The organism is Streptomyces purpurogeneiscleroticus (assembly GCF_020024005.1).
Classification (GTDB): Bacteria; Actinomycetota; Actinomycetes; order Streptomycetales; family Streptomycetaceae; genus Streptomyces; species Streptomyces purpurogeneiscleroticus.
In genome coordinates, this window is record NZ_NHSG01000108.1 from 1 (window position 1) to 21962 (window position 21962).

General features: G+C 71.2%; 19 protein-coding genes. 6 read left to right on the forward strand and 13 right to left on the reverse strand.

Going from position 1 to position 21962, the window contains the following annotated elements; genetic code table 11:
- The coding region (locus CCS38_RS04865) for an O-acetyl-ADP-ribose deacetylase (protein WP_223731948.1) at window positions 1-409 on the forward strand (409 nt) is incomplete at its 5' end.
- 27 nt (window positions 410-436) lie between these two features.
- On the opposite strand, the gene CCS38_RS04870 is transcribed toward CCS38_RS04865, so the two are convergent.
- Window positions 437-1867, reverse strand: a complete 1431-nt coding sequence (locus CCS38_RS04870; RefSeq protein WP_223731949.1) for a sugar porter family MFS transporter — start codon at window positions 1865-1867, stop codon at window positions 437-439.
- Between the two features lie 113 nt (window positions 1868-1980).
- Window positions 1981-4476: a SpoIIE family protein phosphatase gene (locus tag CCS38_RS04875; protein ID WP_372456993.1), complete on the reverse strand. Its 2496-nt coding sequence runs from the start codon at window positions 4474-4476 to the stop codon at window positions 1981-1983.
- Window positions 4477-4645: 169 nt separating this feature from the next.
- Here CCS38_RS04875 and CCS38_RS04880 point away from each other — a divergent pair, with 169 nt between their 5' ends.
- Together CCS38_RS04880 and CCS38_RS04885 are read left to right on the forward strand one after the other, a co-directional pair.
- The gene (locus CCS38_RS04880; RefSeq protein WP_223731951.1) at window positions 4646-6154 is read left to right on the forward strand and encodes a DNA-3-methyladenine glycosylase 2; all 1509 of its coding nucleotides are present in this window, start codon (window positions 4646-4648) and stop codon (window positions 6152-6154) included.
- Window positions 6155-6198: 44 nt separating this feature from the next.
- Window positions 6199-6702 (forward strand): methylated-DNA--[protein]-cysteine S-methyltransferase, encoded by a 504-nt coding sequence (locus CCS38_RS04885; protein ID WP_223731952.1) that lies wholly within the window; start codon window positions 6199-6201, stop codon window positions 6700-6702.
- A gap of 13 nt (window positions 6703-6715) precedes the next feature.
- Here CCS38_RS04885 and CCS38_RS04890 read toward each other — a convergent pair whose 3' ends face one another.
- Complete coding sequence (locus CCS38_RS04890; protein WP_223731953.1) at window positions 6716-7213, reverse strand: NUDIX domain-containing protein; 498 nt, start codon at window positions 7211-7213, stop codon at window positions 6716-6718.
- 76 nt (window positions 7214-7289) lie between these two features.
- On the opposite strand from CCS38_RS04890, the gene CCS38_RS04895 reads away from it, so the two are divergent.
- The gene (locus tag CCS38_RS04895; RefSeq protein ID WP_223731954.1) at window positions 7290-7502 is read left to right on the forward strand and encodes a hypothetical protein; all 213 of its coding nucleotides are present in this window, start codon (window positions 7290-7292) and stop codon (window positions 7500-7502) included.
- 25 nt (window positions 7503-7527) lie between these two features.
- Here the strand turns inward: CCS38_RS04895 and CCS38_RS04900 are convergent, their stop codons facing one another.
- Window positions 7528-8613, reverse strand: a complete 1086-nt coding sequence (locus CCS38_RS04900) for an ADP-ribosylglycohydrolase family protein (RefSeq protein WP_223731955.1) — start codon at window positions 8611-8613, stop codon at window positions 7528-7530.
- Between the two features lie 274 nt (window positions 8614-8887).
- Here CCS38_RS04900 and CCS38_RS04905 point away from each other — a divergent pair, with 274 nt between their 5' ends.
- A complete protein-coding gene (locus CCS38_RS04905; protein WP_223731963.1) occupies window positions 8888-10012 on the forward strand; it encodes a glycerate kinase in 1125 nt (374 codons plus the stop codon).
- 267 nt (window positions 10013-10279) lie between these two features.
- Here the strand turns inward: CCS38_RS04905 and pssA are convergent, their stop codons facing one another.
- The 9 genes from pssA to CCS38_RS04950 form a co-directional block, all read right to left on the reverse strand.
- Window positions 10280-11122: a CDP-diacylglycerol--serine O-phosphatidyltransferase gene (pssA, locus tag CCS38_RS04910; RefSeq protein ID WP_030252842.1), complete on the reverse strand. Its 843-nt coding sequence runs from the start codon at window positions 11120-11122 to the stop codon at window positions 10280-10282.
- Window positions 11109-11756, reverse strand: coding sequence for a phosphatidylserine decarboxylase (locus tag CCS38_RS04915; RefSeq protein WP_031060608.1), 648 nt, complete (start codon window positions 11754-11756; stop codon window positions 11109-11111). The genes pssA and CCS38_RS04915 overlap by 14 nt, the downstream gene beginning before the upstream one ends.
- A gap of 168 nt (window positions 11757-11924) precedes the next feature.
- Complete coding sequence (locus CCS38_RS04920; RefSeq protein WP_223731956.1) at window positions 11925-13130, reverse strand: acyl-CoA dehydrogenase family protein; 1206 nt, start codon at window positions 13128-13130, stop codon at window positions 11925-11927.
- A 2-nt stretch (window positions 13131-13132) separates the two neighbouring features.
- Window positions 13133-13654, reverse strand: a complete 522-nt coding sequence (locus CCS38_RS04925; RefSeq protein ID WP_223731957.1) for a MaoC family dehydratase — start codon at window positions 13652-13654, stop codon at window positions 13133-13135.
- A 5-nt stretch (window positions 13655-13659) separates the two neighbouring features.
- Window positions 13660-14625, reverse strand: a complete 966-nt coding sequence (locus CCS38_RS04930; RefSeq protein ID WP_223731958.1) for an HpcH/HpaI aldolase/citrate lyase family protein — start codon at window positions 14623-14625, stop codon at window positions 13660-13662.
- Window positions 14622-16634, reverse strand: coding sequence for an ethylmalonyl-CoA mutase (locus tag CCS38_RS04935; protein WP_263301704.1), 2013 nt, complete (start codon window positions 16632-16634; stop codon window positions 14622-14624). The genes CCS38_RS04930 and CCS38_RS04935 overlap by 4 nt, the downstream gene beginning before the upstream one ends.
- A gap of 23 nt (window positions 16635-16657) precedes the next feature.
- A complete protein-coding gene (gene ccrA / locus CCS38_RS04940; protein ID WP_223731959.1) occupies window positions 16658-17995 on the reverse strand; it encodes a crotonyl-CoA carboxylase/reductase in 1338 nt (445 codons plus the stop codon).
- Window positions 17996-18421: 426 nt separating this feature from the next.
- The gene (locus tag CCS38_RS04945; RefSeq protein WP_223731960.1) at window positions 18422-19225 is read right to left on the reverse strand and encodes a TetR family transcriptional regulator; all 804 of its coding nucleotides are present in this window, start codon (window positions 19223-19225) and stop codon (window positions 18422-18424) included.
- Between the two features lie 127 nt (window positions 19226-19352).
- The gene (locus tag CCS38_RS04950) at window positions 19353-21179 is read right to left on the reverse strand and encodes a 3-hydroxyacyl-CoA dehydrogenase family protein (RefSeq protein WP_223731961.1); all 1827 of its coding nucleotides are present in this window, start codon (window positions 21177-21179) and stop codon (window positions 19353-19355) included.
- Between the two features lie 361 nt (window positions 21180-21540).
- On the opposite strand from CCS38_RS04950, the gene CCS38_RS04955 reads away from it, so the two are divergent.
- The coding region (locus CCS38_RS04955; RefSeq protein ID WP_223731962.1) for a HEAT repeat domain-containing protein at window positions 21541-21962 on the forward strand (422 nt) is incomplete at its 3' end.

A 21962-nucleotide genomic window follows, 5' to 3' on the forward strand; every position in this document is an offset into this window, starting at 1 on the left:
GCGGGGCGGGCCGCGCATCCTGGAGGAGTGCCGGGCGCTGCGCGCGTCCCGGTACGGCCGCGGACTGCCCACCGGCCAGGCGGTGGCGACCACGGCGGGCGACCTGCCGGCCCGCTGGGTCGTGCACACGGTGGGCCCGGTGTACTCCCGTGAGGAGGACCGGTCCGCACTGCTCGCTTCCTGCTACCGCGAGTCCCTGGGGGTGGCGGCCGGTCTCGGCGCGCAGACGGTCGCGTTTCCGGCGATCTCGACGGGCGTGTACGGCTGGCCGCTGGAGGACGGGGCGCGGATCGCCGTCGAGACGGTACGGAGCGTGGAGACGAGCGTGGAGGAGGTGCGGTTCGTCCTCTTCGACGAGCGGGCGTACGCGGCGTTCGAGGCGGCGATGGGCCGCGCGCGAGGTGATTGAGCACGGCCGGCCACGGCTCACAGGCTCTTACGAGTACCGCTCCTGCAGCTCCGTCTCCAGGGCCTCCAGGGTGCGGCCCTTCGTCTCGGGCACGTAGCGCTTGACGAAGGCGAGGGCGAGGACGCCGAGGGCGACGAAGAGGAAGAACGTGCCGGAGACGCCGAGTCCGGCGACCATGGAGGGGAAGACCAGGCCGATCGCGAAGTTGGTCAGCCACAGGACCACGGCCGCGACGCCCATGCCGAACGCCCGCATTCGCATCGGGAAGAGCTCGGAGAGCATCAGCCAGGTGACCGGGGAGATCGCGCCCTGCTGGAAGGCGAGGAAGGTGACGGTCATGGCGAGCACCGCGTAAGCGCGGGCGTCGCCCGCGGGCAGCGTCATGGAGAAGATGCCGATCAGCAGGAGCGCGGCGATCGTGCCGAGCTGACCGGCCATCAGCATCGGGCGGCGGTTCATCCGGCCCAGCAGCCAGATGCCCACGAAGGTGGCGAGCACCGAGATCACGCCGTTGGCGATGTTCGCGGTGAGTGCGCTGTCCGCGGCGAACCCGGCGTCGGTGAGGATCTGGGTGCCGTAGTACATGATTGTGTTGACGCCGGTGATCTGCTGGACGACGGCGATGCCGAAGCCCACCCACATCAGGCGGCGGATCCAGGGCGTGGCCCGCAGGTCCTTCCAGCCGCCGATCTTCTCCTGCTCGTCCCTGACGGCGAGGGCCGAGACCTCGCTCAGCTCGGCCTCGGCCCGCTGCTGGGACCTGACCTGCTTCAGCACCTCGAAGGCGTCGTTGAAGCGGCCCTGCGCGGCCAGCCAGCGCGGGCTCTCCGGCATGACCAGCATGCCGAACCACAGCACGACGGCGGGGAGGGTCGCGAGGACGAGCATCCAGCGCCAGATGCCGCTGGACTCGCCGCCCAGGTTGGCAAGGACCGCGTTGGAGGAGAAGGCGAGCAACTGGCCGCTGACGATCATGAGTTCGTTACGGGTGACCAGCCCGCCGCGCCACTCGGCGGGCGAGATTTCCGCCAGGTAGACGGGGACGGCCACGGACGCGCCGCCGACCGCGAGGCCGAGCACGAAGCGCGCCAGGATCATGACCTCGGTGCTCGGCGCGAGGGACGCGCCCAGAGCGCCGAAGAAGAACAGCACGGCGAGAACGAGGATGTTGCGGCGGCGCCCCCGGGCGTCGGAGAGCTTGCCGCCGGCCACCGCGCCGAGTGCGGCGCCGAGCAGCAGCGAGCTGGTGACCAGGCCCTCCGTGAAGGGGGTGAGCCCGAGGTCGTCCTTCATGTACGGCAGGGCGCCGTTGATGACGCCCGTGTCGTATCCGAAGAGGAGCCCGCCGAAGGTCGCGATGACGGTGATGACACGCAGGCGGCGACGTACCGGCTGTGGTGTGTCCCCGCCGAGAGGGGGTGGTGCGGTGCGCGCCGATGCGCCGTCCGTGACGTTCATTGCCGTCTCCTGCCCTGGGTCGACATCCGTGGGCAGAAAGATGGCCCTTGTTTAAATGTCCTGTCAATAGAATGTCGCAAAGACATTTCCTGTACCGCCGTTGCGCCCGGGGCTCAGAGTGCAGCCCCGCCCTCACCCGGGGTGAGTGCCTGTTCCGTCCAGATGACCTTGCCTTCGGTGGTGTAGCGGGTGCCCCACCGCTCGGTGAACTGGGAGATCAGGAAGAGCCCGCGGCCGCCTTCGTCGGTCGTGTTCGGGTGCCGCAGGTACGGCGAAGTGCTGCTGCCGTCGGAGACCTCGCAGGTCAGGACCTGGTCCAGGATCAGCCGCAGCCGGATGGGCCCGCCCCCGTACCGGATCGCGTTGGTGACCAGCTCGCTGACCACCAGCTCCGTGGTGAAGGCCAGCTCGTCGAGGCCCCAGCGCGCCAGCTGCCGCGTGGTGGTGGCCCGCGCCTCGGCGACGGTCGCCGGATCGGTGGGCAGCTCCCACGAAGCGTGCCGGGCGGCGTCCAGGGCGCACGTCCTGGCCAGCAGCAGGGTGACGTCGTCCTGCGGCCGCGCCGGCACCAGCTCCTCGATGACCCGCGCGCACAGCGCGTCGAGCGACCGCTCGGGCGCCGCGAGGGCGGCCAGCAGCTGCTCGGTGCCGGTCTGTCCGTCGGGTCCCGGCGCGGCGCCGGAGGTCAGCCCGGCGGTGTACAGCGCGAGCACGCTGCCCTCGGCGACCCGGAGCTCCACGGATTCGAACGGCAGGCCGTCGACGCCGAGGCACGGGCCCGCCGGCAGTTCCGCAAGGGCGACGGTGCCGTCGGGCGTGATCAGGGCGGGCGCGGAATGTCCCGCGCCGGCCATGGTGCAGGTCAGCGCGACCGGGTCGTACACCGCGTAGAGGCAGCTGCTGCCCAGCGCCGGGTTCCCGGCCTCCGCCCTGCCGCCGTTCCCCTCCCGCGTCACCCGGTCCACCAGGTCGTCGAGGTGGGCCAGCAGCTCCTCGGGCCGCAGGTCGAGCGCTGCCAGGGTCTGTACGGCGGTACGCAGCCTGCCCATCGTGGCGGCGGCGTCGATGCCGTGGCCCGTCACATCGCCCACCACCAGCGCCACCCTGGCCCCGGACAGCGGGATCACATCGAACCAGTTGCCGCCGACGTCGCCCAGCTCGTTGGCCGGCCGGTACGCGGAGGCCACACGGACGGCGTTCTGCTCGGGGACGCTGTGCGGCAGCAGGCTGCGCTGCAGGGAGAGCGCCGCCTCGCGCTCGCGGGTGTAGCGGCGGGCGTTGTCCATGCACACCGCGGCTCTGGCGACGAACTCCTCCGCCAGGCGCAGATCGTCCGCGCCGAAGGGCTCGTCGTGCTGAATACGGAAGAAGGTGGCCACGCCCAGGGTCGTGCCGCGCGCCCTGACCGGCACCACCAGCGAGGAGTGCAGCCCCAGCTCCATGAAGTGCTTGTGCCGCCCGCCGGGAATGTCGGCCGCCCACTCCGGGGCGAGCGGGTCGAGGCGCTCGGCCCGCCACGACTGCCCGCCGGCCAGGCAGCGGACGGGCGGCGACCACGCGTGGTACGTGGCCAGGTCGCCGATCCGTACCACCGCTTCCGGCACGCCCTCGCGCAGCGACTGCTGGCCGCCGCGGCGCAGCGGAACGGTGTCCGCGTCGGCGACCGGTCCCGGCTGCGGCTCCTCGCCCCTGACCACGGAGTCCAGCAGGTCCACGACGACGAAGTCGGCGAGCTCGGGCACGGCGATGTCCGCCAGGTCCTGGGCGGTCTGCATGACGTCGAGGGTGCGGCCGATGTACTCGCTGGCCCGGTCCAGCAGGGCGAGCTGATGCCGGGAGCGGTAGCGCTCGGTGACGTCGACGACGGTGTAACAGACGCCGATCGGGCGGCCTTCGAGGTCGTCCAGGCGTACGAAGGACATCGACATGGCACGTTCGTGCTGCGGGTCGGCCAGTATTCGTCCGACATGCTCGTAACCGGTCAGCGGTTCGCCGGTGCGCAGGACCCGCCGCATCTGCGTCTCCAGCGCCTCGGCGTCCAGGCCCGGCTGGACCTCGCCCAGCCGCCGTCCGATGCGCTGGGCCGGGGGCCCGCCGCCGTACTGCTCCAGCGCCGGATTCGACCACACGAACCGCAGGTCGGTGTCCACGATGGCCATGCCGATGGGCGACTGGCTCACCATCCGCTCCAGTGCCGCCCGGCTCATCTCCCAGCCGTGCAGGGGCGGCGCCGCGGCCGCGAGGACCAGCCAGTGCTCCCACCCCGTGCCCTCGGCCGGCGGAACCACCTGTACCTGGATACCGGCCCTGCCGCCGTCCGCGCGACGCGCCGAGAGCAGCCCCGACCAGCTGCCGTGCTCCCGGCACTCCGCGGCCAGTGCGGGCAGCCGCGCCGCGTCGTCCGGGGCGAGCAGATCGGCGGCGCGCCGCCCGACGACCTCGGCGGCGGAATGGCCCAGCAGCCGCCGGGCTGTCTCCGGCCAGCTCTCCACCCGCCCCCGGGCGTCGAGGAGCAGCGCGGCGGTCGCCGCGATGTCGAGCGACGCCGGCCATCCGCCGGAGCCGGCTTCCCGGGCTCCGGGTCTGTCCACTGTGCCGTCCGCTGTCATGTTCAGCCGTCCTGTCCCGATATCACCCATATCCATCATGCGGCAGCGGGGGTGCCCGGGGCGTCCTCGGCGTACCGCGCACGGCCGAACCCGGCGGACCGGTCGGCCGCCCCACGTCCATGTCGGATTTTCGCCAGCCACCTCGCGTCGCCTGCGAAATCCTTGAGGCATGCACACCGACACCGAGCGGTGCGTACGCGCCGTGCAGTCCAAGGACGCCCGTTTCGACGGGTGGTTCTTCACCGCCGTCACCACGACGAAGATCTACTGCCGGCCGAGCTGCCCGGTGGTCCCTCCCAAACCCGCCCACATGCGCTTCTATCCCAGTGCCGCCGCCGCGCAGCAGGCCGGTTTCCGGGCCTGCAAGCGGTGCCGTCCCGATGCCAGTCCCGGGTCCCCGCAGTGGAACGAGCGGGCCGACGCAGTCGCGCGGGCCATGCGGCTGATCGGCGACGGGGTGGTGGACCGGGACGGCGTACCGGGGCTGGCAGCGCGCCTCGGGTACAGCCCGCGGCAGGTCGAGCGCCAGCTGCTGGCCGAGCTGGGCGCCGGGCCGCTCGCCCTCGCCCGGGCCCAGCGCGCCCAGACCGCGCGGCTGCTCATCGAGACCAGCGCGCTGCCGATGGCGGAGATCGCCTTCGCCGCCGGGTTCGCCTCCATCCGGACCTTCAACGACACCGTGCGGGAGGTCTTCGCGCTGTCACCGAGCGAGCTGCGGCAGCGGGTACGGCCCGCGCGCCCGGCCGCCGTGCCGGGCCCGCAGCCCGGGGCACCGGACTCCCAGGCGCTCACCACCCTCGCCCTCCGCCTCCCCTTCCGTAAGCCGCTGTGCCCCGACAACCTCTTCGGGCACCTCGCCGCCACCGCCGTCCCCGGCGTGGAGGAGTGGCGGGACGGCGCGTACCGCCGCACCCTGCGCCTTCCGTACGGACACGGCATCGTGGCGCTCACCCCGCGCCCCGGACACATCGACTGCCGGCTCTCCCTGACCGACCTGCGCGACCTGGCCGGGGCCATCGCCCGCTGCCGCCGGATGCTCGACCTGGACGCCGACCCCGAGGCGGTGGACGCGCTGCTGGCGGACGACCCGGTACTGGCGCCGCTGATCGCCAAGGCGCCGGGGCGGCGGGTGCCGCGGACCGTGGACGCCGACGAGTTCGCGGTACGGGCGGTGATCGGGCAGCAGGTGTCGACGGCGGCGGCGCGTACGCACGCGGGGCGGCTGGCCGCCGCGTACGGGGAGCGGATCGAGGACCCCGAGGGCGGCCTCACCCACCTCTTCCCGAGCGTGGCCGCGCTGGCGGAGCTGGATCCGGAGATCCTCGCGATGCCGCGCACCCGGCGCGCCACGCTCACCGGACTGGTCGCCGCGCTGGCCGACGGGGAGCTGCAACTCGGGCCCGGCAGCGACCGCGAGGAGGCCCGCGCCCGCCTGGCCGCGCTGCCCGGCTTCGGGCCCTGGACGGTCGAGTGCATCGCGATGCGGGCGCTCGGCGATCCCGACGCGTTCACCGCCACCGACCTCGGCGTGCGCCGCGCGGCGCAGGGCCTGGGGCTGCCCGGCACGCCGGCCGCGCTGCTCGGCCGGGCAGCCGCCTGGCGCCCCTGGCGCGCGTATGCGGTCCAGTACCTCTGGGCCACCGACGACCACCCGATCAACCACCTGCCCGCCGGCTGAGGGCCACTGACAACTGAGAGCCACTGACAACTGGGGGACCAGTAATGACTGTTCGTACGTACACCGTCATGGACGGCACGCCTGTGGGGCCGCTCACCCTGGTCGCCCGGGACGGCGCGCTCACCGGCCTGTACATGACCGACCAGCGGCACCGGCCGCCACAGGAGACCTTCGGGCACCCGGAGGAGCCGGCGGCCGAGCCGTTCGCCGGCGCGATCCGGCAGCTGCGGGCGTACTTCGCCGGCGAGCTGACCGCCTTCGACCTGCCGCTCCGCCTCGACGGGACGCCGTTCCAGCGGCGCGTGTGGGCGGCGCTGTGCGAGATCCCGTACGGCGAGACGCTCTCGTACGGGGAACTGGCCGGCCGGCTCGGCAAGCCGTCGGCCGCCCGCGCGGTGGGGCTGGCCAACGGCAAGAACCCGATCGGGATCATCGTGCCCTGCCACCGCGTCGTCGGTGCGGGCGGCGGCCTGACCGGCTACGGCGGCGGCCTGGACCGCAAGCGTCACCTGCTGGACTTCGAGCGGGAGGTGACGGCGGCCGCGTGACGGCGGCCGCGGGCTACGCCGGGCGCCGCGGCGGTACGCCGTCCTCCAGCTCGGCCGGCCCGCGGCCGTCCGCCAGCGCGTCCAGCGCGGCGCCCAGCCGCAGCGCCATCGGCCCGTCCACATAACCGCCCAGCTCCGCCGGGTCCACCAGGCGCCAGGAGAGCAGTTCCTCCTCCTGAAGGCGGATCGCGGCGAGTTGGTCCTCGTCCAGCACTCCGCCGTCGAAGAGGTACGACACCAGCGGCGGGCGCTGCCGGCCGCGTACCCAGTCGACCGCCAGCAGCGCGCCCGGCTCGATGTCCAGGCCGATCTCCTCGGCGGTCTCCCGGCGGGCCGCCTGCCGCGGCGACTCGCCCTGGTCGGACTCCACCGTCCCGCCGGGCAGGATCCAGGTGTCCTTGTAGTTGGGCTCGACGAGCAGGACGTGCCCGGCGGCGTCGCGGAAAATGGTTCCGGCGCCCGCGAGAACCCGGGGCAGACTTGCGATGTATGCGGCGTAATCCAAGGTCACTCCGCGAGCCTAACGCCTTCCCGGCAGGCGCTGTTGGCACCATGGGACCCACCCGTACCGACGGACGGAGCCCACGATGAGACGCCCGGCGTATGCGGCATTCGGCCTGGCGGCGGCGTTCGCCGTGACGGGCGGCGCCGCACCCCATGTCGTCACCGGTCCGAACACCGGGTCGCTGGTGCGCACCGGCGACGTGGACCTGCTGGAGGACGTGCTGGAGCACCTCAGCACCACGTCGGACGGCCGGACCGCCCACCAGACGTATCACCAGACGGAACCGGCGAGTTGAGCGCCCGCCGCGGCGGCTGATGCCGTCACTCGGCCGGCGCTCCGGTCGCCAGCCGGCAGGTACGCTCCGCCAGTTCGCTGATCCGTATGCCGTCGAAGCCGAAGACGGCGGTACGCAGGCGGTCGTGCAGCGGCTCCGTCCACTGGGGCGGGATCGCCGCCGCGCCGCACAGCACGCCCGCCACCGAGCCGGCCGTCGCGCCGTTCGAGTCGGTGTCCAGGCCGCCGCGTACGGTCAGCGCGATCGTGGAGGTGAAGTCGCCCTCGCCGTAGAGCAGTCCGGCGGTGAGCACGGCGGCGTTCGGGACCACGTGGATCCAGTGCAGATGCCCGACCTCGCGCTCCATCTCGGCGAGCGTGTCCGCCCAGGCGACGCCCGATTCGTACAGCGCCATGGTGTGCCGGACCGTACGTGCCAGCCTGCTGTTCGCGGGGATGCGGGCCAGCGACGCCTCCACGGCCTCGCCCGGCCCGCTCGCCTCGAAGGCCGCCGCGATCAGCGCGGCCGCCCACATCGCGCCGTACACGCCATTGCCGGTGTGCGAGAGGACCGCGTCCCGGCGGGCCAGCGCGGCCGCCCGGCGGGGCCGGCCGGGGGAGACCCAGCCGTACACGTCCGCCCTGATCAGCGCGCCGATCCACTCCTGGTACGGATTGTCGGTGGTGGCGGCGAGCGGGGGCTGGATGCCGGTGGCGAGGTTGCGGTACGCGGCCCGCTCGGCGGTGAAGGTCTGCAGGTACGGCAGCCGGGCCAGCCAGAGCGTGCCGAGCTGTTCGGTGGTGAAGTCCGTGCCGTGGGTCTCCAGCAGGTCCAGTACCAGCACGGAGTAGTCGATGTCGTCGTCGCGGCAGCTGCCGTCGACCCGGCCGCGTACGCAGCTCCGCCACTCGGGGCGCAGCTGTTCGGCGTCCTCGGCGGTCGGCGGCGGGGGGAGGTAGTCGGTGAGCGGCAGCGAGCCCGTGCGGCGCAGGTACTGGTCGATGCGCTCGCGGGTCCACAGGCGGCCGTGCTCGACGGGCTTGCCCAGCATGTTCCCGGCGATCCGGCCGAGCCAGCCGCCGTGGATCCGGTCGGCGAGGCCGGGCGGCGTACTGCATTGCGGCGACGTCATGGGTACAGGTGTACCGAAGTACGCGGGGGTGCGCGCGGGCCCGAACGCGCCGAACCGGGACGCGGCGAACCGGGACGCGGCGCCCGGACGCGGGGTACCGTACGACCGTAGTGAAGTGGAAAAATAAATCCGCTTCGTGGAAAACGTGATCGCCGTCTCTGTTCTCCCTGCCCACCGCCGGATAGGGTCACAGCGGCGCGACTGCAGTTCGACGGCAAGGGGAGTCAGGGTGGCGGACGTGGACGCAGCAACGACAGAGGCACCGGCGGCACACGTGCTGATCGCCGCGGACAAGTTCAAGGGCTCGCTGACGGCCGTCGAGGTCGCCGAGCACGTCACGGCCGGGCTGCGGCGCGCGGTACCGGACCTCTCCGTGGCGGCCGTCCCGGTCGCGGACGGCGGGGACGGCACGGTCGCGGCGGCGCTGGCCGCCGGCTTCACCCGGCACGAGGCGCGGGTCACCGGGCCCGTCGGGGAGCCCGTCGAGGCCACGTTCGCGCTGAGCGCCGACGGCACGGCCGTGGTGGAGATGGCCGAGGCGTCCGGGCTCCAGCACCTCCCGGAGGGCGTCTTCGCGCCGCTGACGGCCACCACGTACGGCACCGGGGAGCTGCTGCGCGCCGCGCTGGACGCGGGCGCCCGCTCCATCGTCTTCGGCGTCGGCGGCAGCGCCACGAACGACGGCGGCGCGGGGATGCTCGCGGCGCTCGGCGCGCGCTTCCTGGACCGTACGGGGGAGCCGGTCGCGCCCGGCGGCGGACCGCTCGCCGGCCTCGCCACCGCCGACCTCAGCGGCCTCGACCCGCGCCTGGCCACCACGGAGATCGTGCTCGCCAGCGACGTCGACAACCCGCTGACCGGCCCGAAGGGCGCGCCCGCCGTCTACGGCCCGCAGAAGGGCGCGACCGAGGCGGACGTCGCCACGCTGGACGCGGCGCTGGCGCACTACGCGAAGGTGCTGGAGGCGGCGGTGGGCCCGAAGGCCGCCGAGTACGCGCTGGCGCCGGGCGCGGGCGCGGCGGGCGGCATCGGGTACGGGGCGCTGGTCGGGCTGGGGGCGACGTTCCGGCCCGGCATCGACGTCATGCTCGACGTGCTCGGGTTCGGGCCTGCGCTGGAGCGGGCCACGTTCGTGATCACCGGCGAGGGGTCGCTGGACGAGCAGACGCTGCACGGCAAGGCCCCGGCGGGCGTGGCCGCGGCGGCCCGCGCCCGCGGCCTGACCGTCGTCGCGGTCTGCGGCCGCCTTGCGCTTCCGCCCTCGGCGCTTCTCCAGGCGGGCATCGCCCGCGCGTACCCTCTCTCCGCGCTGGAATCGGACCCGGCCCGCTCCATGGCCCAGGCGGGCCCGCTCCTCGAGCAGGCAGCGGAGTCCCTGGCCCGGGACTTCCTGGCGTAGGCCAAATCTGCCCCGGCCCGCCCCTTCCCGAAACCAGGGGCTCTGCCCCCGGACCCCCGGTCCTCAAACGCCGGACGGGCTGGATTTCTCGGCCCGAAGGGCCGGCTCAGGGGCGCGGGGAACTGCGCGACCAGCCACAGCGGCGGTGCACCCGGCCGGCGGCCGACCGCCCGCGGCGGGACCCGCCCGGGCGCACAAACACCGGAGGCCCGGTACGAACCCAAGGTTCGTACCGGGCCTCCGTACGTCGGCCGTCCGCCGCCGGAACTACGGCAGCTGCGCTGCCCGCGCCTCGCGTCGATTGTCCCGGAACGTATTCACCCGCCGCGCCGTGGCGAAGAGCGGAATCATCGCGCCCGTCACGACCTGCAGCGCGCAGCCGGTCTGCAGCAGCAGCTGGCCGGCCGGTGCGTCCAGCGCCCACGCCGCCAGCATGGCCATGCTCGCCACGATCCAGGAGAGCATCGCGACCGCGAGGCGGCCCCGCGGCTTCGGGTACTCCACCCGGCTCACCATCAGCCACGCCACGCCGATGATCGCCAGCAGCGTCGGCAGGAACGGCAGCTCCAGCAGCACGATCGCCACGACGGTCAGTGCCCCGAAGGGGCTCGGCATGCCCTGGAACATGCCGTTCGGCACCGTCACGCAGGAGAAGCGGGCGAGGCGGAGGATCACCGCCAGCAGCACCACCACCGCCGCGACCACCGAGACCCGCTGGTTCGCGTCCTGCGCGACCATGCCCCAGGTCACCACGAAGTACGCCGGTGCCAGGCCGAAGCTGATCAGGTCGGAGAGGTTGTCGAGCTCGGCCCCCATCGCCGAGGCCCGCAGCTTGCGCGCGACCAGGCCGTCGAACAGGTCGAAGACCGACGCGAGCAGCATCAGGATGACCGCCATGGCGGCGCTGTGGCGCGCCATGCCGCCGTCCTCGGTGCCCGTCAGGTGCGGGATCAGGACGCCGGTGGTGGTGAAGTACACCGCCATGAAGCCGCAGATCGCGTTGCCGAGCGTGAGCGTGTCCGCTATCGACAGCCGCGTCGACAGCGGCATGTCGTCGTCCTCCTCCTCGGCCGCCCAGCCCGCCTGGGTATCGGGATCAATCACGGTCAAGACGAGTCACCCCCGCTGTGGTGGCCTGGCCGACCTCGACCGCGGCCTCGACGCCCTCGGGCAGGTACACGTCGACGCGCGAGCCGAAGCGGATCAGACCGATGCGCTCGCCCTGCTCGACCTTGGTGCCCTCCGGGACGTACGGAACGATGCGGCGGGCCACCGCACCGGCGATCTGCACCATCTCGACATCACCGATCTCGGTGTCGAAGTGCCAGACCACCCGCTCGTTGTTCTCGCTCTCCTTGTTGAACGCCGGAACGAAGCCGCCGGGGATGTGCTCGACGGACGTAACCGTGCCGGCCAGCGGCGCGCGGTTCACGTGGACGTTCAGCGGGCTCATGAAGATCGCGACGCGGGTGCGCCCGTCCTTCCACGGCATGATGCTCTGCACCACGCCGTCGGCCGGGGAAATGACGCGGCCCTGAGCGATGTCACGCTCGGGGTCGCGGAAGAACCACAGCATGCCCGCCGCCAGAGCGGTGGCGGGCACGGCGACGGCGGCCCAGCGTCCCGAGCGCCGGGAGCGGGCCAGGCTGACCGCTGCCGTTGCGACGGTCGGGAGGAGCCACGGCGACGCTCCGCGCGCGAGGCGGACGCGACCGCGGTGTGCAGAGGATTGGCTGTGGGGCATGGATGACCTTCGTAGCGGAGGATGCCGCGTAGGGATGGGGGACGGCGGCTTTCCGGGGATGCTATCGGTTGCGAGCGGCAACTGGCCAAGAGCCAACGCCAATCCGTGCCCGAAGTCCGGTGACGGGGTGTGATCTTCTTCTCGAAGAAAACACCCCGAAACGGACATTCACCCCTGGATGCGGTACTCCTCGAGTAGCCGGCGCCCGATGATCATTTTCTGGATCTCAGCGGTACCTTCACCGATGAGCAACATGGGCGCCTCTCGGTACAGGCGTTCGATTTCATATTCCTTGGAGAAGCCGTAGCCGCCGTGGATGCGGAAGGCGTCCTCCACGACCTCCTTGCAGTACTCGGAGGCGAGGTACTTCGCCATGCCCGCCTCCAGGTCGTTCCGCTGACCGGAGTCCTTCTTGCGGGCGGCATTGACCATCATCGCATGGGCCGCCTCGACCTTTGTCGCCATTTCGGCCAATTTGAACTGGATGGCCTGATGCTTTGCGATCGGTTTGCCGAAGGTGTGCCGCTGCTGGGCATAGTCCACACCCAGTTCGAATGCACGCTGCGCGACGCCGCAGCCACGCGCCGCGACGTTCACCCGGCCGACCTCGACGCCGTCCATCATGTGATAGAAACCACGTCCGGTCTCGCCGCCGAGCACGCGATTCGCCGGGATCCGGAGGTCCTGCATGATGAGCTCGGTCGTGTCGACGCCCTTGTAGCCCATCTTCTCGATCTTGCCCGGAATGGTGAGTCCCGGACGGACCTCGCCGAAGCCGGCCTCCTTCTCCACGAGGAAGGTCGTCATCGACTTGTGCGGGGCCGTGCCCTCGGGGTGGCCCTCGTCCGTCTTGCAGAGGACCGCGACCAGCGTGGACGAACCGCCGTTCGTCAGCCACATCTTCTGGCCGTTGAGGACGTACTCGTCGCCGTCCTTGACGCCCTTGGAGGAAATGGCGGACACGTCGGAGCCCAGCGCCGGCTCGGACATCGAGAAGGCGCCCCGTATCTCACCGGCCGCCATCTTCGGAAGGAAGTAGTCCTTCTGCTCCTGCGTGCCGTGCTGCTTGAGCATGTACGCCACGATGAAGTGGGTGTTGATGATGCCGGACACCGACATCCAGCCGCGGGCGATTTCCTCGACCGTCAGGGCGTAGGTCAGCAGGGATTCGCCGAGACCGCCGTACTCCTCCGGGATCATCAGCCCGAAGACGCCCAGTTCCTTGAGGCCCTCGACGATCTGCGCCGGGTACTCGTCCTTGTGCTCCAGCTCGGTCGCGACCGGCAGGATTTCCTTGTCCACGAAATCGCGGACCGTGGAGAGGATTTCCCGCTGGATGTCCGTCAGACCCTCGGTCTGTGCGAGACGCGCCATGGCTACTTCTCCTTCGCCGCAGGGGTCCGGAGCTCCGGACGGCCGGGCTGCTCGCCGCCGCGCTCCTTGATGTACGTGGCCGTCGGCACCATCACCTTGCGCCGGAAGACGCAGACGAGCGTGCCGTCCTGCTTGTAGCCCTTGGTCTCGACGTGGACGATGCCGCGGTCGTTCTTCGACTTCGACGGCGTCTTGTCCAGCACGGTCGTCTCACCGTAGATCGTGTCGCCGTGGAAGGTCGGCGCCACGTGCTTCAGCGATTCGATTTCGAGATTCGCGATCGCCTTGCCGGAGACGTCCGGCACCGACATGCCCAGCAGCAGCGAGTAGATGTAATTCCCGACCACCACGTTCTTGCCGAAGTCGGTCGTGGACTCCGCGTAATTGCTGTCCATGTGGAGCGGGTGGTGGTTCATGGTGAGCAGACAGAAGAGGTGGTCGTCGTACTCGGTGACCGTCTTGCCGGGCCAGTGCTTGTACACGTCGCCGACGGTGAACTCTTCGTAGGTGCGGCCGAACTGCATCGCGCTTACGCCTCCGGAGCCTCGAACTTGCTGGTGCGCTGCATGCCGGCGGCGCGTCCCTTACCCGCGATGACCAGCGCCATCTTGCGGCTGGCCTCGTCGATCATCTCGTCGCCGAGCATCGCGGAGCCTTTCTTGCCGCCCTCCTCGGAGGTGCAGTAGTCGTACGCGTCGAGGATCAGCTCGGCGTGGTCGTAGTCCTCCTGCGAGGGCGAGAAGACCTCGTTGGCGGCCTCGACCTGGCCGGGGTGGAGCACCCACTTGCCGTCGAAGCCCAGCGCGGCGGCGCGGCCCGCGACCTCGCGGAAGCCGTCGACGTTCTTGATCTGGAGGTAGGGACCGTCGATCGCCTGGAGGTCGTTGGCGCGGGCCGCCATCAGGATCTTCATCAGGATGTAGTGGTAGGCGTCGGCGCCGTAGCCGGGCGGCTGCTCGCCGACGACCAGCGACTTCATGTTGATGGACGCCATGAAGTCGGCCGGGCCGAAGATGATCGTCTCGGTGCGCTGCGACGCCTGCGCGATCTCGTTGACGTTGTTGAGGCCCTGCGCGTTCTCGATCTGCGCCTCGATGCCGATCCGGCCGACCTCGAAGCCCATGGTCTTCTCGATCTGGGTCAGGAGGAGATCCAGCGCGACAACCTGCTGGGCGTCCTGGACCTTCGGCAGCATGATGCAGTCCAGGTTCGGGCCCGCGCCCTCGACGACCGTGATGACGTCCCGGTACGTCCAGTGGGTGGTCCAGTCGTTGACCCGCACCACGCGCGTCTTGCCGGTCCAGTCGCCCTCGTTGAGCGCCTTCACGATGTTGTGCCGCGCGTCCGGCTTGGCGAGCGGCGCGCAGGCGTCCTCCAGGTCCAGGAAGACCTGGTCGGCGGCGAGGCCCTGGGCCTTCTCCAGGAAGCGCGGGTTGGAGCCGGGGACCGCGAGGCAGGAGCGGCGCGGACGCAGACGGTTCACAGGGCTGGTCATGCGGGGACCTCCAGGGGATCGAGCTTGTTCGCGGTACGGATCTCGTCGACGATACGGCCGATGATCTCCGTGATACCGAAGTCCTTCGGGGTGAAAACGGCGGCGACACCGGCCTCGCGCAGCGCTGCCGCGTCCGCCGAGGGAATGATGCCGCCGACGATGACGGGGATGTCGTCGACGCCGGTGCGGCGCAGCCGGGCCAGTACGTCCGGCACCAGCTCGGCGTGCGAGCCGGAGAGGATGGACAGGCCGACGCAGTGCACGTCCTCGGCGACGGCCGCCGAGACGATCTGCTCGGGGGTCAGCCGGATGCCCTGGTAGACCACTTCGAAGCCCGCGTCACGGGCCCGTACGGCGATCTGCTCGGCCCCGTTGCTGTGCCCGTCCAGGCCCGGCTTGCCCACCAGGAGGCGCAGCTTTCCGCTGCCGAGCTCCTCGGCCGTACGGGCGACCTTCTCGCGGACGGCCGCGAGCGGGGTGCCCTGCTCGGCCGCGACGGCCAGCGGGGCGCTGGAGACGCCCGTGGGCGCCCGGAACTCGCCGAAGACGTCCCGGAGGGCCCAGGCCCACTCCCCGGTCGTCACACCGGCCCTGGCGCACTCCAGAGTAGCCGCGAAGAGGTTGGTGTCCCCGGCCGCCGCCTTCTTCAGCGCGGAGAGGGCCTCCTGCGCCCGGTGCTCGTCGCGGGAGTCCCGCCACTCGTGCAGCGCCTGCACGACCCGCGCCTCGTTCTCCGGGTCCACCGTCATGATCGCGGTGTCCAGGTCGGCGGTGAGCGGGTTGGGCTCGGTCGACTCGTAGCAGTTGACGCCGACGATCTTCTCCTCGCCGGCCTCGATCCGGCCGCGCCGCTCCGCGTGCGAGGCGACCAGCTGGGACTTGAGGTAGCCGGACTCGACGGCGGCCATCGCGCCGCCCATCTCCTGGATCCGGTCGATCTCGGCCAGGGACTCCTCGACCAGCGACTCCACCTTCGCCTCGATGACGTGCGAACCGGCGAAGATGTCCTCGTACTCCAGCAGGTCCGACTCGTGCGCGAGGACCTGCTGGATACGGAGCGACCACTGCTGGTCCCAGGGCCGGGGCAGGCCCAGTGCCTCGTTCCAGGCGGGCAGCTGCACGGCGCGGGCGCGGGCGTCCTTGGAGAGCGTGACGGCCAGCATTTCGAGGACGATCCGCTGGACGTTGTTCTCCGGCTGCGCCTCGGTCAGGCCCAGGGAGTTGACCTGGACGCCGTACCGGAAGCGGCGCTGCTTGGGGTTCTCGATGCCGTACCGCTCGCGCGTGATCCTGTCCCAGATGCGGCCGAAGGCGCGCATCTTGCACATCTCCTCGACGAAGCGGACGCCCGCGTTCACGAAGAAGGAGATCCGCGCGACGACGTCGCCGAACTTCTCCGCCGGCACCTGCCCGGAGTCCCGTACGGCGTCCAGCACCGCGACGGCGGTGGACATCGCGTACGCGATCTCCTGCACCGGCGTGGCCCCGGCCTCCTGCAGGTGGTAGCTGCAGATGTTGATCGGGTTCCACTTGGGGATGTGCGCGACCGTGTACGTGATCATGTCGGTGGTCAGCCGCAGCGAAGGCCCGGGCGGGAACACGTGCGTGCCCCGCGACAGGTACTCCTTCACGATGTCGTTCTGCGTGGTCCCGGACAGCTTGGAGATGTCCGCGCCCTGCTCCTCGGCGACCACCTCGTACAGCGCCAGCAGCCACATCGCGGTGGCGTTGATGGTCATCGAGGTGTTCATCTGCTCCAGGGGGATGTCCTGGAACAGCCGGCGCATGTCGCCGAGGTGGGAGACCGGGACCCCGACCCGCCCGACCTCGCCGCGGGCGAGCACGTGGTCGGGGTCGTAACCGGTCTGCGTCGGGAGGTCGAACGCGACCGACAGGCCGGTCTGGCCCTTGGCGAGGTTACGCCGGTACAGCTCGTTGGACGCCTCGGCGGTGGAGTGCCCGGCGTACGTCCGCATCAGCCACGGACGATCCTTCTGACGCTCAGTCATGTGTCTTCGCCCTCTTAGACGGTTCAGACGTTCCGGAAGCGGTTGATGGCGTCGAGGTGCTTCGCGCGCTTCTCGTGGTCGCGGACGCCCATGCCCTCCTCGGGGGCCAGCGCGAGGACGCCGACCTTGCCCTGGTGGAGGTTGCGGTGCACGTCGTACGCGGCCTGGCCGGTCTCCTCCAGGGAGTACGTCTTCGACAGCGTCGGGTGGATCTTGCCCTTGGCGATCAGGCGGTTGGCCTCCCACGCCTCGCGGTAGTTGGCGAAGTGCGAGCCGATGATGCGCTTCAGCGACATCCACAGGTAGCGGTTGTCGTACTCGTGCATGTAGCCGGAGGTCGAGGCGCAGGTGGTGATGGTGCCGCCCTTGCGGGTGACGTACACGGAGGCGCCGAAGGTCTCGCGGCCGGGGTGCTCGAAGACGATGTCGATGTCCTCGCCGCCGGTGAGCTCGCGGATGCGCTTGCCGAAGCGCTTCCACTCCTTCGGGTCCTGGGTGCTCTCGTCCTTCCAGAACTTGTAGCCCTCGGCCTTGCGGTCGATGATCGCCTCGGCGCCCATCTTCCGGCAGATCTCCGCCTTGTCCTCGCTGGAGACGACGCAGATCGGGTTGGCGCCGCCGGCCAGCGCGAACTGGGTGGCGTACGAGCCCAGGCCGCCGGACGCGCCCCAGATGAGGACGTTGTCGCCCTGCTTCATGCCGGCGCCGTTGCGGGAGACCAGCTGGCGGTACGCGGTGGAGTTGACCAGGCCCGGAGCCGCCGCCTCCTCCCAGGTCAGGTGGTCCGGCTTGGGCATCAGCTGGTTGGACTTGACGAGCGCGATCTCGGCGAGGCCGCCGAAGTTGGTCTCGAAGCCCCAGATGCGCTGCTCGGGGTCGAGCATCGTGTCGTTGTGGCCGTCGGAGGACTCCAGCTCGACGGAGAGGCAGTGCGCGACGACCTCGTCGCCGGGGTGCCAGGAGTTCACGCCGGGGCCGGTACGGAGCACGACGCCGGCCAGGTCGGAGCCGATGACGTGGTACGGCAGGTCGTGGCGCTTGCTGAGCGGCGACATCTTGCCGTACCGCTCCAGGAAGGCGAAGGTCGACACCGGCTCGAAGATCGAGGTCCAGACGGAGTTGTAGTTGACCGAGGACGCCATGACGGCGACCAGGGCCTCGCCCGGGCCCAGCTCGGGCACCGGCACCTCGTCGAGGTGCAGCGACTTGCGCGGGTCCTTGTCCCGGCTGGGGAGGCCGGCGAACATTTCGGCCTCGTCCTTGTGCACGGTGACCGCGCGGTACGACTCGGGGATGGACAGGTTCGCGAAGTCCTCGCGGTTGCTGTCGGGCGCGGTGATCGCGTCAAGAATGTGGTTCACGGTATGCCTCCGGCGAAGCACGAACGGCTTGAGGGAACGTCGGGGGTGGTGCGAAGGCGGTGCCGTCGGTTCGGCTGTGTGGTGCTCGGCAGGCGCGGGTGTGCGCGGGAGGTTGCCTGTGACGCAGGCATCCGGGCGCGCGGACCAGTGGTTCGCGGGGACAACCGGTACGCCGAAGATCGGGTGCACCGGCCGCCCGGACAACATCAACGTATGACACCGCGTGCCAGTCGACAAGGCACTCGGTGCCAACAATTTCTCTCAGATGTCATCCATGCGGCACGCATGAGCAACAAAAACCACCGCAAAAGCGGACGATCCGCCGCCGCGGGGCGTGGCACGTGACGTTTGTTACTCGTGGGTCGCATAGCGAAGCGCCGCCACGCCCAGGGCGTGACGGCGCTTCCGTCTGCTGTTGCTACTTGATCACTTGTGCTCGCGCAGTGCCTTCTGGATCGTGCGCATGACCTCGCTGAGCGGGGCGTCCGTACGGGCCACCGTCACCAGCACCTCGCCCTCCCGGGCCGCCGTCGCGGCGGGCGGCGGTCCCGCGGGCGTACGGCCGGCCCCGATGCCCGTGCCGAACGTCTCGCGGACGATCGCGAAAGCGTGGTCGAGCTGCGTCTCCACGTCCCCCTGCGCGCCCGCCCGCAGCCAGCGCCGCAGTACGTGGTTGTGCGCGGTGACCACGGCGGACGCGGCGACCTCCGCGAGCAGCGGATCGTCGTTGCCCTCGCGGTGCGCGCCCTCGTCGAAGTGGCCCAGCAGATAGCGCGTGAAGAGCCGTTCGTACCGGGCCACCGAGGCGATCTCCGCCTCGCGCAGCGTGGGCACCTCGCGGGTCAGGCGGTAGCGGGCCACGGCCACGGCCGGCGAGGCCGCGTACATCCGCATGACCTCTTTGATGCCGCGGCACACCGTGTCCAGCGGGTTCTCGTGCGCGGGCGCCGCGTCCAGCACGGCCTCGGCCCGCACGAGGGTGTCGTCGTGGTCGGGAAAGATCGCCTCTTCCTTGGAACGGAAGTGGCGGAAGAACGTCCGCCGGGCGACTCCCGCCGCCGCGGCGATCTCATCGACGGTCGTCGCTTCGTAGCCCTTGGTCGCGAACAGCTCCATCGCCGCCGCCGCCAATTCGCGGCGCATCTTGAGCCGCTGGGCGGCCGCGCGGCGGGAGCCGGGCGTCGTGGTGTCGGGACCGTCTGAAGGCTGCGTACGAGCGGGCTGGGACATGTGGGGACGGTACTTCATAATCCCTCGGCCTGCGCCATTCGCCCGGGGGACGGGCGACCGGGAGGCCGCGGGAGGGCCGCCTCCCGGCTCCAGCAGCCCGCCCCAGCCGCCCCAGTCGCCCCCGGCGTCAGCGCTTGGCGTACTCACGGAAGCCGCGGCCGGTCTTGCGGCCGAGGCAGCCTGCGGCCACGAGGTGCTCCAGCAGCGTCGCCGGGGCCAGGCCCGGGTCGCGGAACTCCTGGTGCAGCACCTTCTCGATGGCCAGCGAGACGTCCAGGCCCACCACATCGAGCAGTTCGAACGGGCCCATCGGGTAGCCGCCGCCCAGCTTCATCGCGGCGTCGATGTCGTCCGGCGAGGCGTAGTGCTCCTGCACCATCTTGATCGCGTTGTTCAGGTACGGGAAGAGCAGCGCGTTCACGATGAAGCCCGCCCGGTCGCCGCAGTCCACCGGGTGCTTGCGGACCTTGGCGCACACCGCGCGCACGGTCGCGTGCACGTCATCCGCCGTCAGGACCGTCCGCACGACCTCCACCAGCTTCATGGCGGGCGCCGGGTTGAAGAAGTGCATCCCGATGACGTCCTGCGGCCGCGAAGTGGCCCGCGCGCAGGCCACGACCGGCAGCGAGGAGGTCGTGGTGGCCAGCACCGCACCCGGCTTGCAGACCTTGTCCAGCGTCCCGAACAGCTGCTGCTTGATCTCCAGGTCCTCGGCCACCGCCTCGACGGCCAGGTCCACGTCCGCGAAGGCGTCCAGCGAGCCCGCCGGCGTGATCGCGGCGAGCGCCGCGTCCCGGACCTCCTCGGTCATCCGGCCCTTGGCCACCGACCTGGCCAGCGACTTCTCGATCCGGGCCTTGGCCTTCTCCGCCTTCTCCTGGCTGCGCGCGGCGAGCACGACCTCGTAGCCGGCCTTCGCGAAGACCTCCGCGATGCCGCTGGCCATCGTCCCGGAACCGGCCACGCCGACGCTGCGGACCGTACGGGCCCCGGACTGCTCCCCGGCCGCGGCCGGAGTGTCCGCGTCGGCCACGACCGTCGCGGAGCCCGGCGCCTCATACGTGTAGAAGCCACGGCCCGCCTTGCGGCCCGTCAGCCCCGCCTCGGAGAGCTGGCCGAGGATGGGCGCCGGCGCGTGCAGCCGGTCGTGCGAGGCGGCGTACATCGCCTCCAGGACGGTACGGGCGGTGTCGATGCCGATGAGGTCCAGCAGCGCGAGCGGCCCCATGGGCAGCCCGCAGCCCAGGCGCATCGCCGCGTCGATGTCCTCACGGGTCGCGTACTTGGACTCGTACATCGCGGCGGCCTGGTTCAGGTACCCGAAGAGCAGGCCGTCGGCGACGAATCCGGGGCGGTCGCCCACCGCGATCGGGTCCTTGCCCAGCTCGCGGGCGAGTTCGGTGACGGCGGCCACGGCCGTGGGCGCGGTCAGCACGGAGGAGGCCACCTCGACCAGCTTCATGGCCGGTGCGGGGTTGAAGAAGTGCAGGCCGAGCACGCGCTCCGGGTGCTGCGAGTCGGCGGCCAGCCGGGTCACCGAGAGGGAGTTGGTGCCGGTGGCCAGCACGGTGTCCGGACGGACGATGCCGTCCAGGGCGTTGACGATCTGCCGCTTGAGCTCGTAGTCCTCCGGCACCACCTCGATCACCAGATCCGCCTCGGCGGCGGCCTGCAGATCGGAGAAGGTACGGAACCGGGCCAGCACATCGGCCCGCTCCCGCTCGGTGATCCGCTCGCGGTGCACGGCGCGGGCGGTGGACGCCTCCAGGGCGGTGACCGAGCGGCGGACCGCGGTGTCGTCGATGTCGATGCCGATGACCTCGCGGCCGGCGCGGGCGAGCACCTCGGCGATGCCGGTACCCATCGTGCCGAGGCCGACGACGGCGACGGTGGCGATACCGGAGGCGGCGGTGGCGGGGGACAGGGGCGAATCAGGGGTGGACGAGAGGCCCATCGCGAGACTCCTGAGGGTGTTCCCCTGCGGGCAGGGGAGAAGTGACGACTGAAGGTGAGCGCACACGTGGTCGCCGCTGTCGATGCGGTCGACGCCATCGAGGGATGCGGTCGAGGAGCGTGTACGGAAGGAGTTGCGCGGCGGGCCCTGTCCCGGGACCACGGCCGGTCACTCCGCTGTTGTCGTGCTGTGCGGTGCCGAACCGACTTCACTCATGGCGGCTGCGTCACCAGGCCGCCGGAGCAGGGGTGCTGCTCGTACCGGCACATTAACTCGCGGGTAATGGCAAGCGCCAGGGGGAAGAGGGGGAATTAATCTGTGGCGCGGGCCACGCCGAGGCAGCGGGGGAGGAGCATCGCAAATGGAAGACCGATTCCACGAGTTGACCGACCGGGTACGGGGGGAGCTGCGGTCACCGGCCGATCTCGTCACCTACGAACGCCTGCTCGGCCTCGCCCGCAAGAACACCCCGGCGGGCAGAGAAGAGCTGGCCAGAATGCTCACGGCCGTCGAGCGCCCGCTGTGGACCCGAGAGATCGCCGCCTTCACCCTCGGCTGCGCCGGCGACCGCCGCGCCTTCGAAACCCTCGTCCTCCTCCTGAACTACCGCGACCCGGTCCGCTGTGCCACCGCCGCGCACGCCCTGGCCCGCCTCGGCGACCCGCGCACGGCCCGTGCCGCCGCGGCCCTCGCCACCAACCCCCTCCGCACGGCCTACGCCCTCCACCCCGTGCGCCTCCTCGCCGACCTCCGCGCCCCCGAGTCCGTCCCCGCGCTGGTCTC

Coding starts and splice junctions, on each gene's coding strand:
- CCS38_RS04930 (WP_223731958.1), bottom strand. CDS start 14,625: ATGACCAGCCCTGTGAACCGTCTGCGTCCGCGCCGCTCCTGCCTCGCG.
- CCS38_RS04950 (WP_223731961.1), bottom strand. CDS start 21,179: ATGGGCCTCTCGTCCACCCCTGATTCGCCCCTGTCCCCCGCCACCGCC.
- CCS38_RS04935 (WP_263301704.1), bottom strand. CDS start 16,634: ATGACTGAGCGTCAGAAGGATCGTCCGTGGCTGATGCGGACGTACGCC.
- CCS38_RS04915 (WP_031060608.1), bottom strand. CDS start 11,756: ATGCCCCACAGCCAATCCTCTGCACACCGCGGTCGCGTCCGCCTCGCG.
- CCS38_RS04895 (WP_223731954.1), top strand. CDS start 7,290: ATGAGACGCCCGGCGTATGCGGCATTCGGCCTGGCGGCGGCGTTCGCC.
- CCS38_RS04945 (WP_223731960.1), bottom strand. CDS start 19,225: ATGTCCCAGCCCGCTCGTACGCAGCCTTCAGACGGTCCCGACACCACG.
- CCS38_RS04880 (WP_223731951.1), top strand. CDS start 4,646: ATGCACACCGACACCGAGCGGTGCGTACGCGCCGTGCAGTCCAAGGAC.
- CCS38_RS04900 (WP_223731955.1), bottom strand. CDS start 8,613: ATGACGTCGCCGCAATGCAGTACGCCGCCCGGCCTCGCCGACCGGATC.
- CCS38_RS04925 (WP_223731957.1), bottom strand. CDS start 13,654: ATGCAGTTCGGCCGCACCTACGAAGAGTTCACCGTCGGCGACGTGTAC.
- CCS38_RS04885 (WP_223731952.1), top strand. CDS start 6,199: ATGACTGTTCGTACGTACACCGTCATGGACGGCACGCCTGTGGGGCCG.
- CCS38_RS04920 (WP_223731956.1), bottom strand. CDS start 13,130: ATGGCGCGTCTCGCACAGACCGAGGGTCTGACGGACATCCAGCGGGAA.
- CCS38_RS04875 (WP_372456993.1), bottom strand. CDS start 4,476: ATGACAGCGGACGGCACAGTGGACAGACCCGGAGCCCGGGAAGCCGGC.
- CCS38_RS04870 (WP_223731949.1), bottom strand. CDS start 1,867: ATGAACGTCACGGACGGCGCATCGGCGCGCACCGCACCACCCCCTCTC.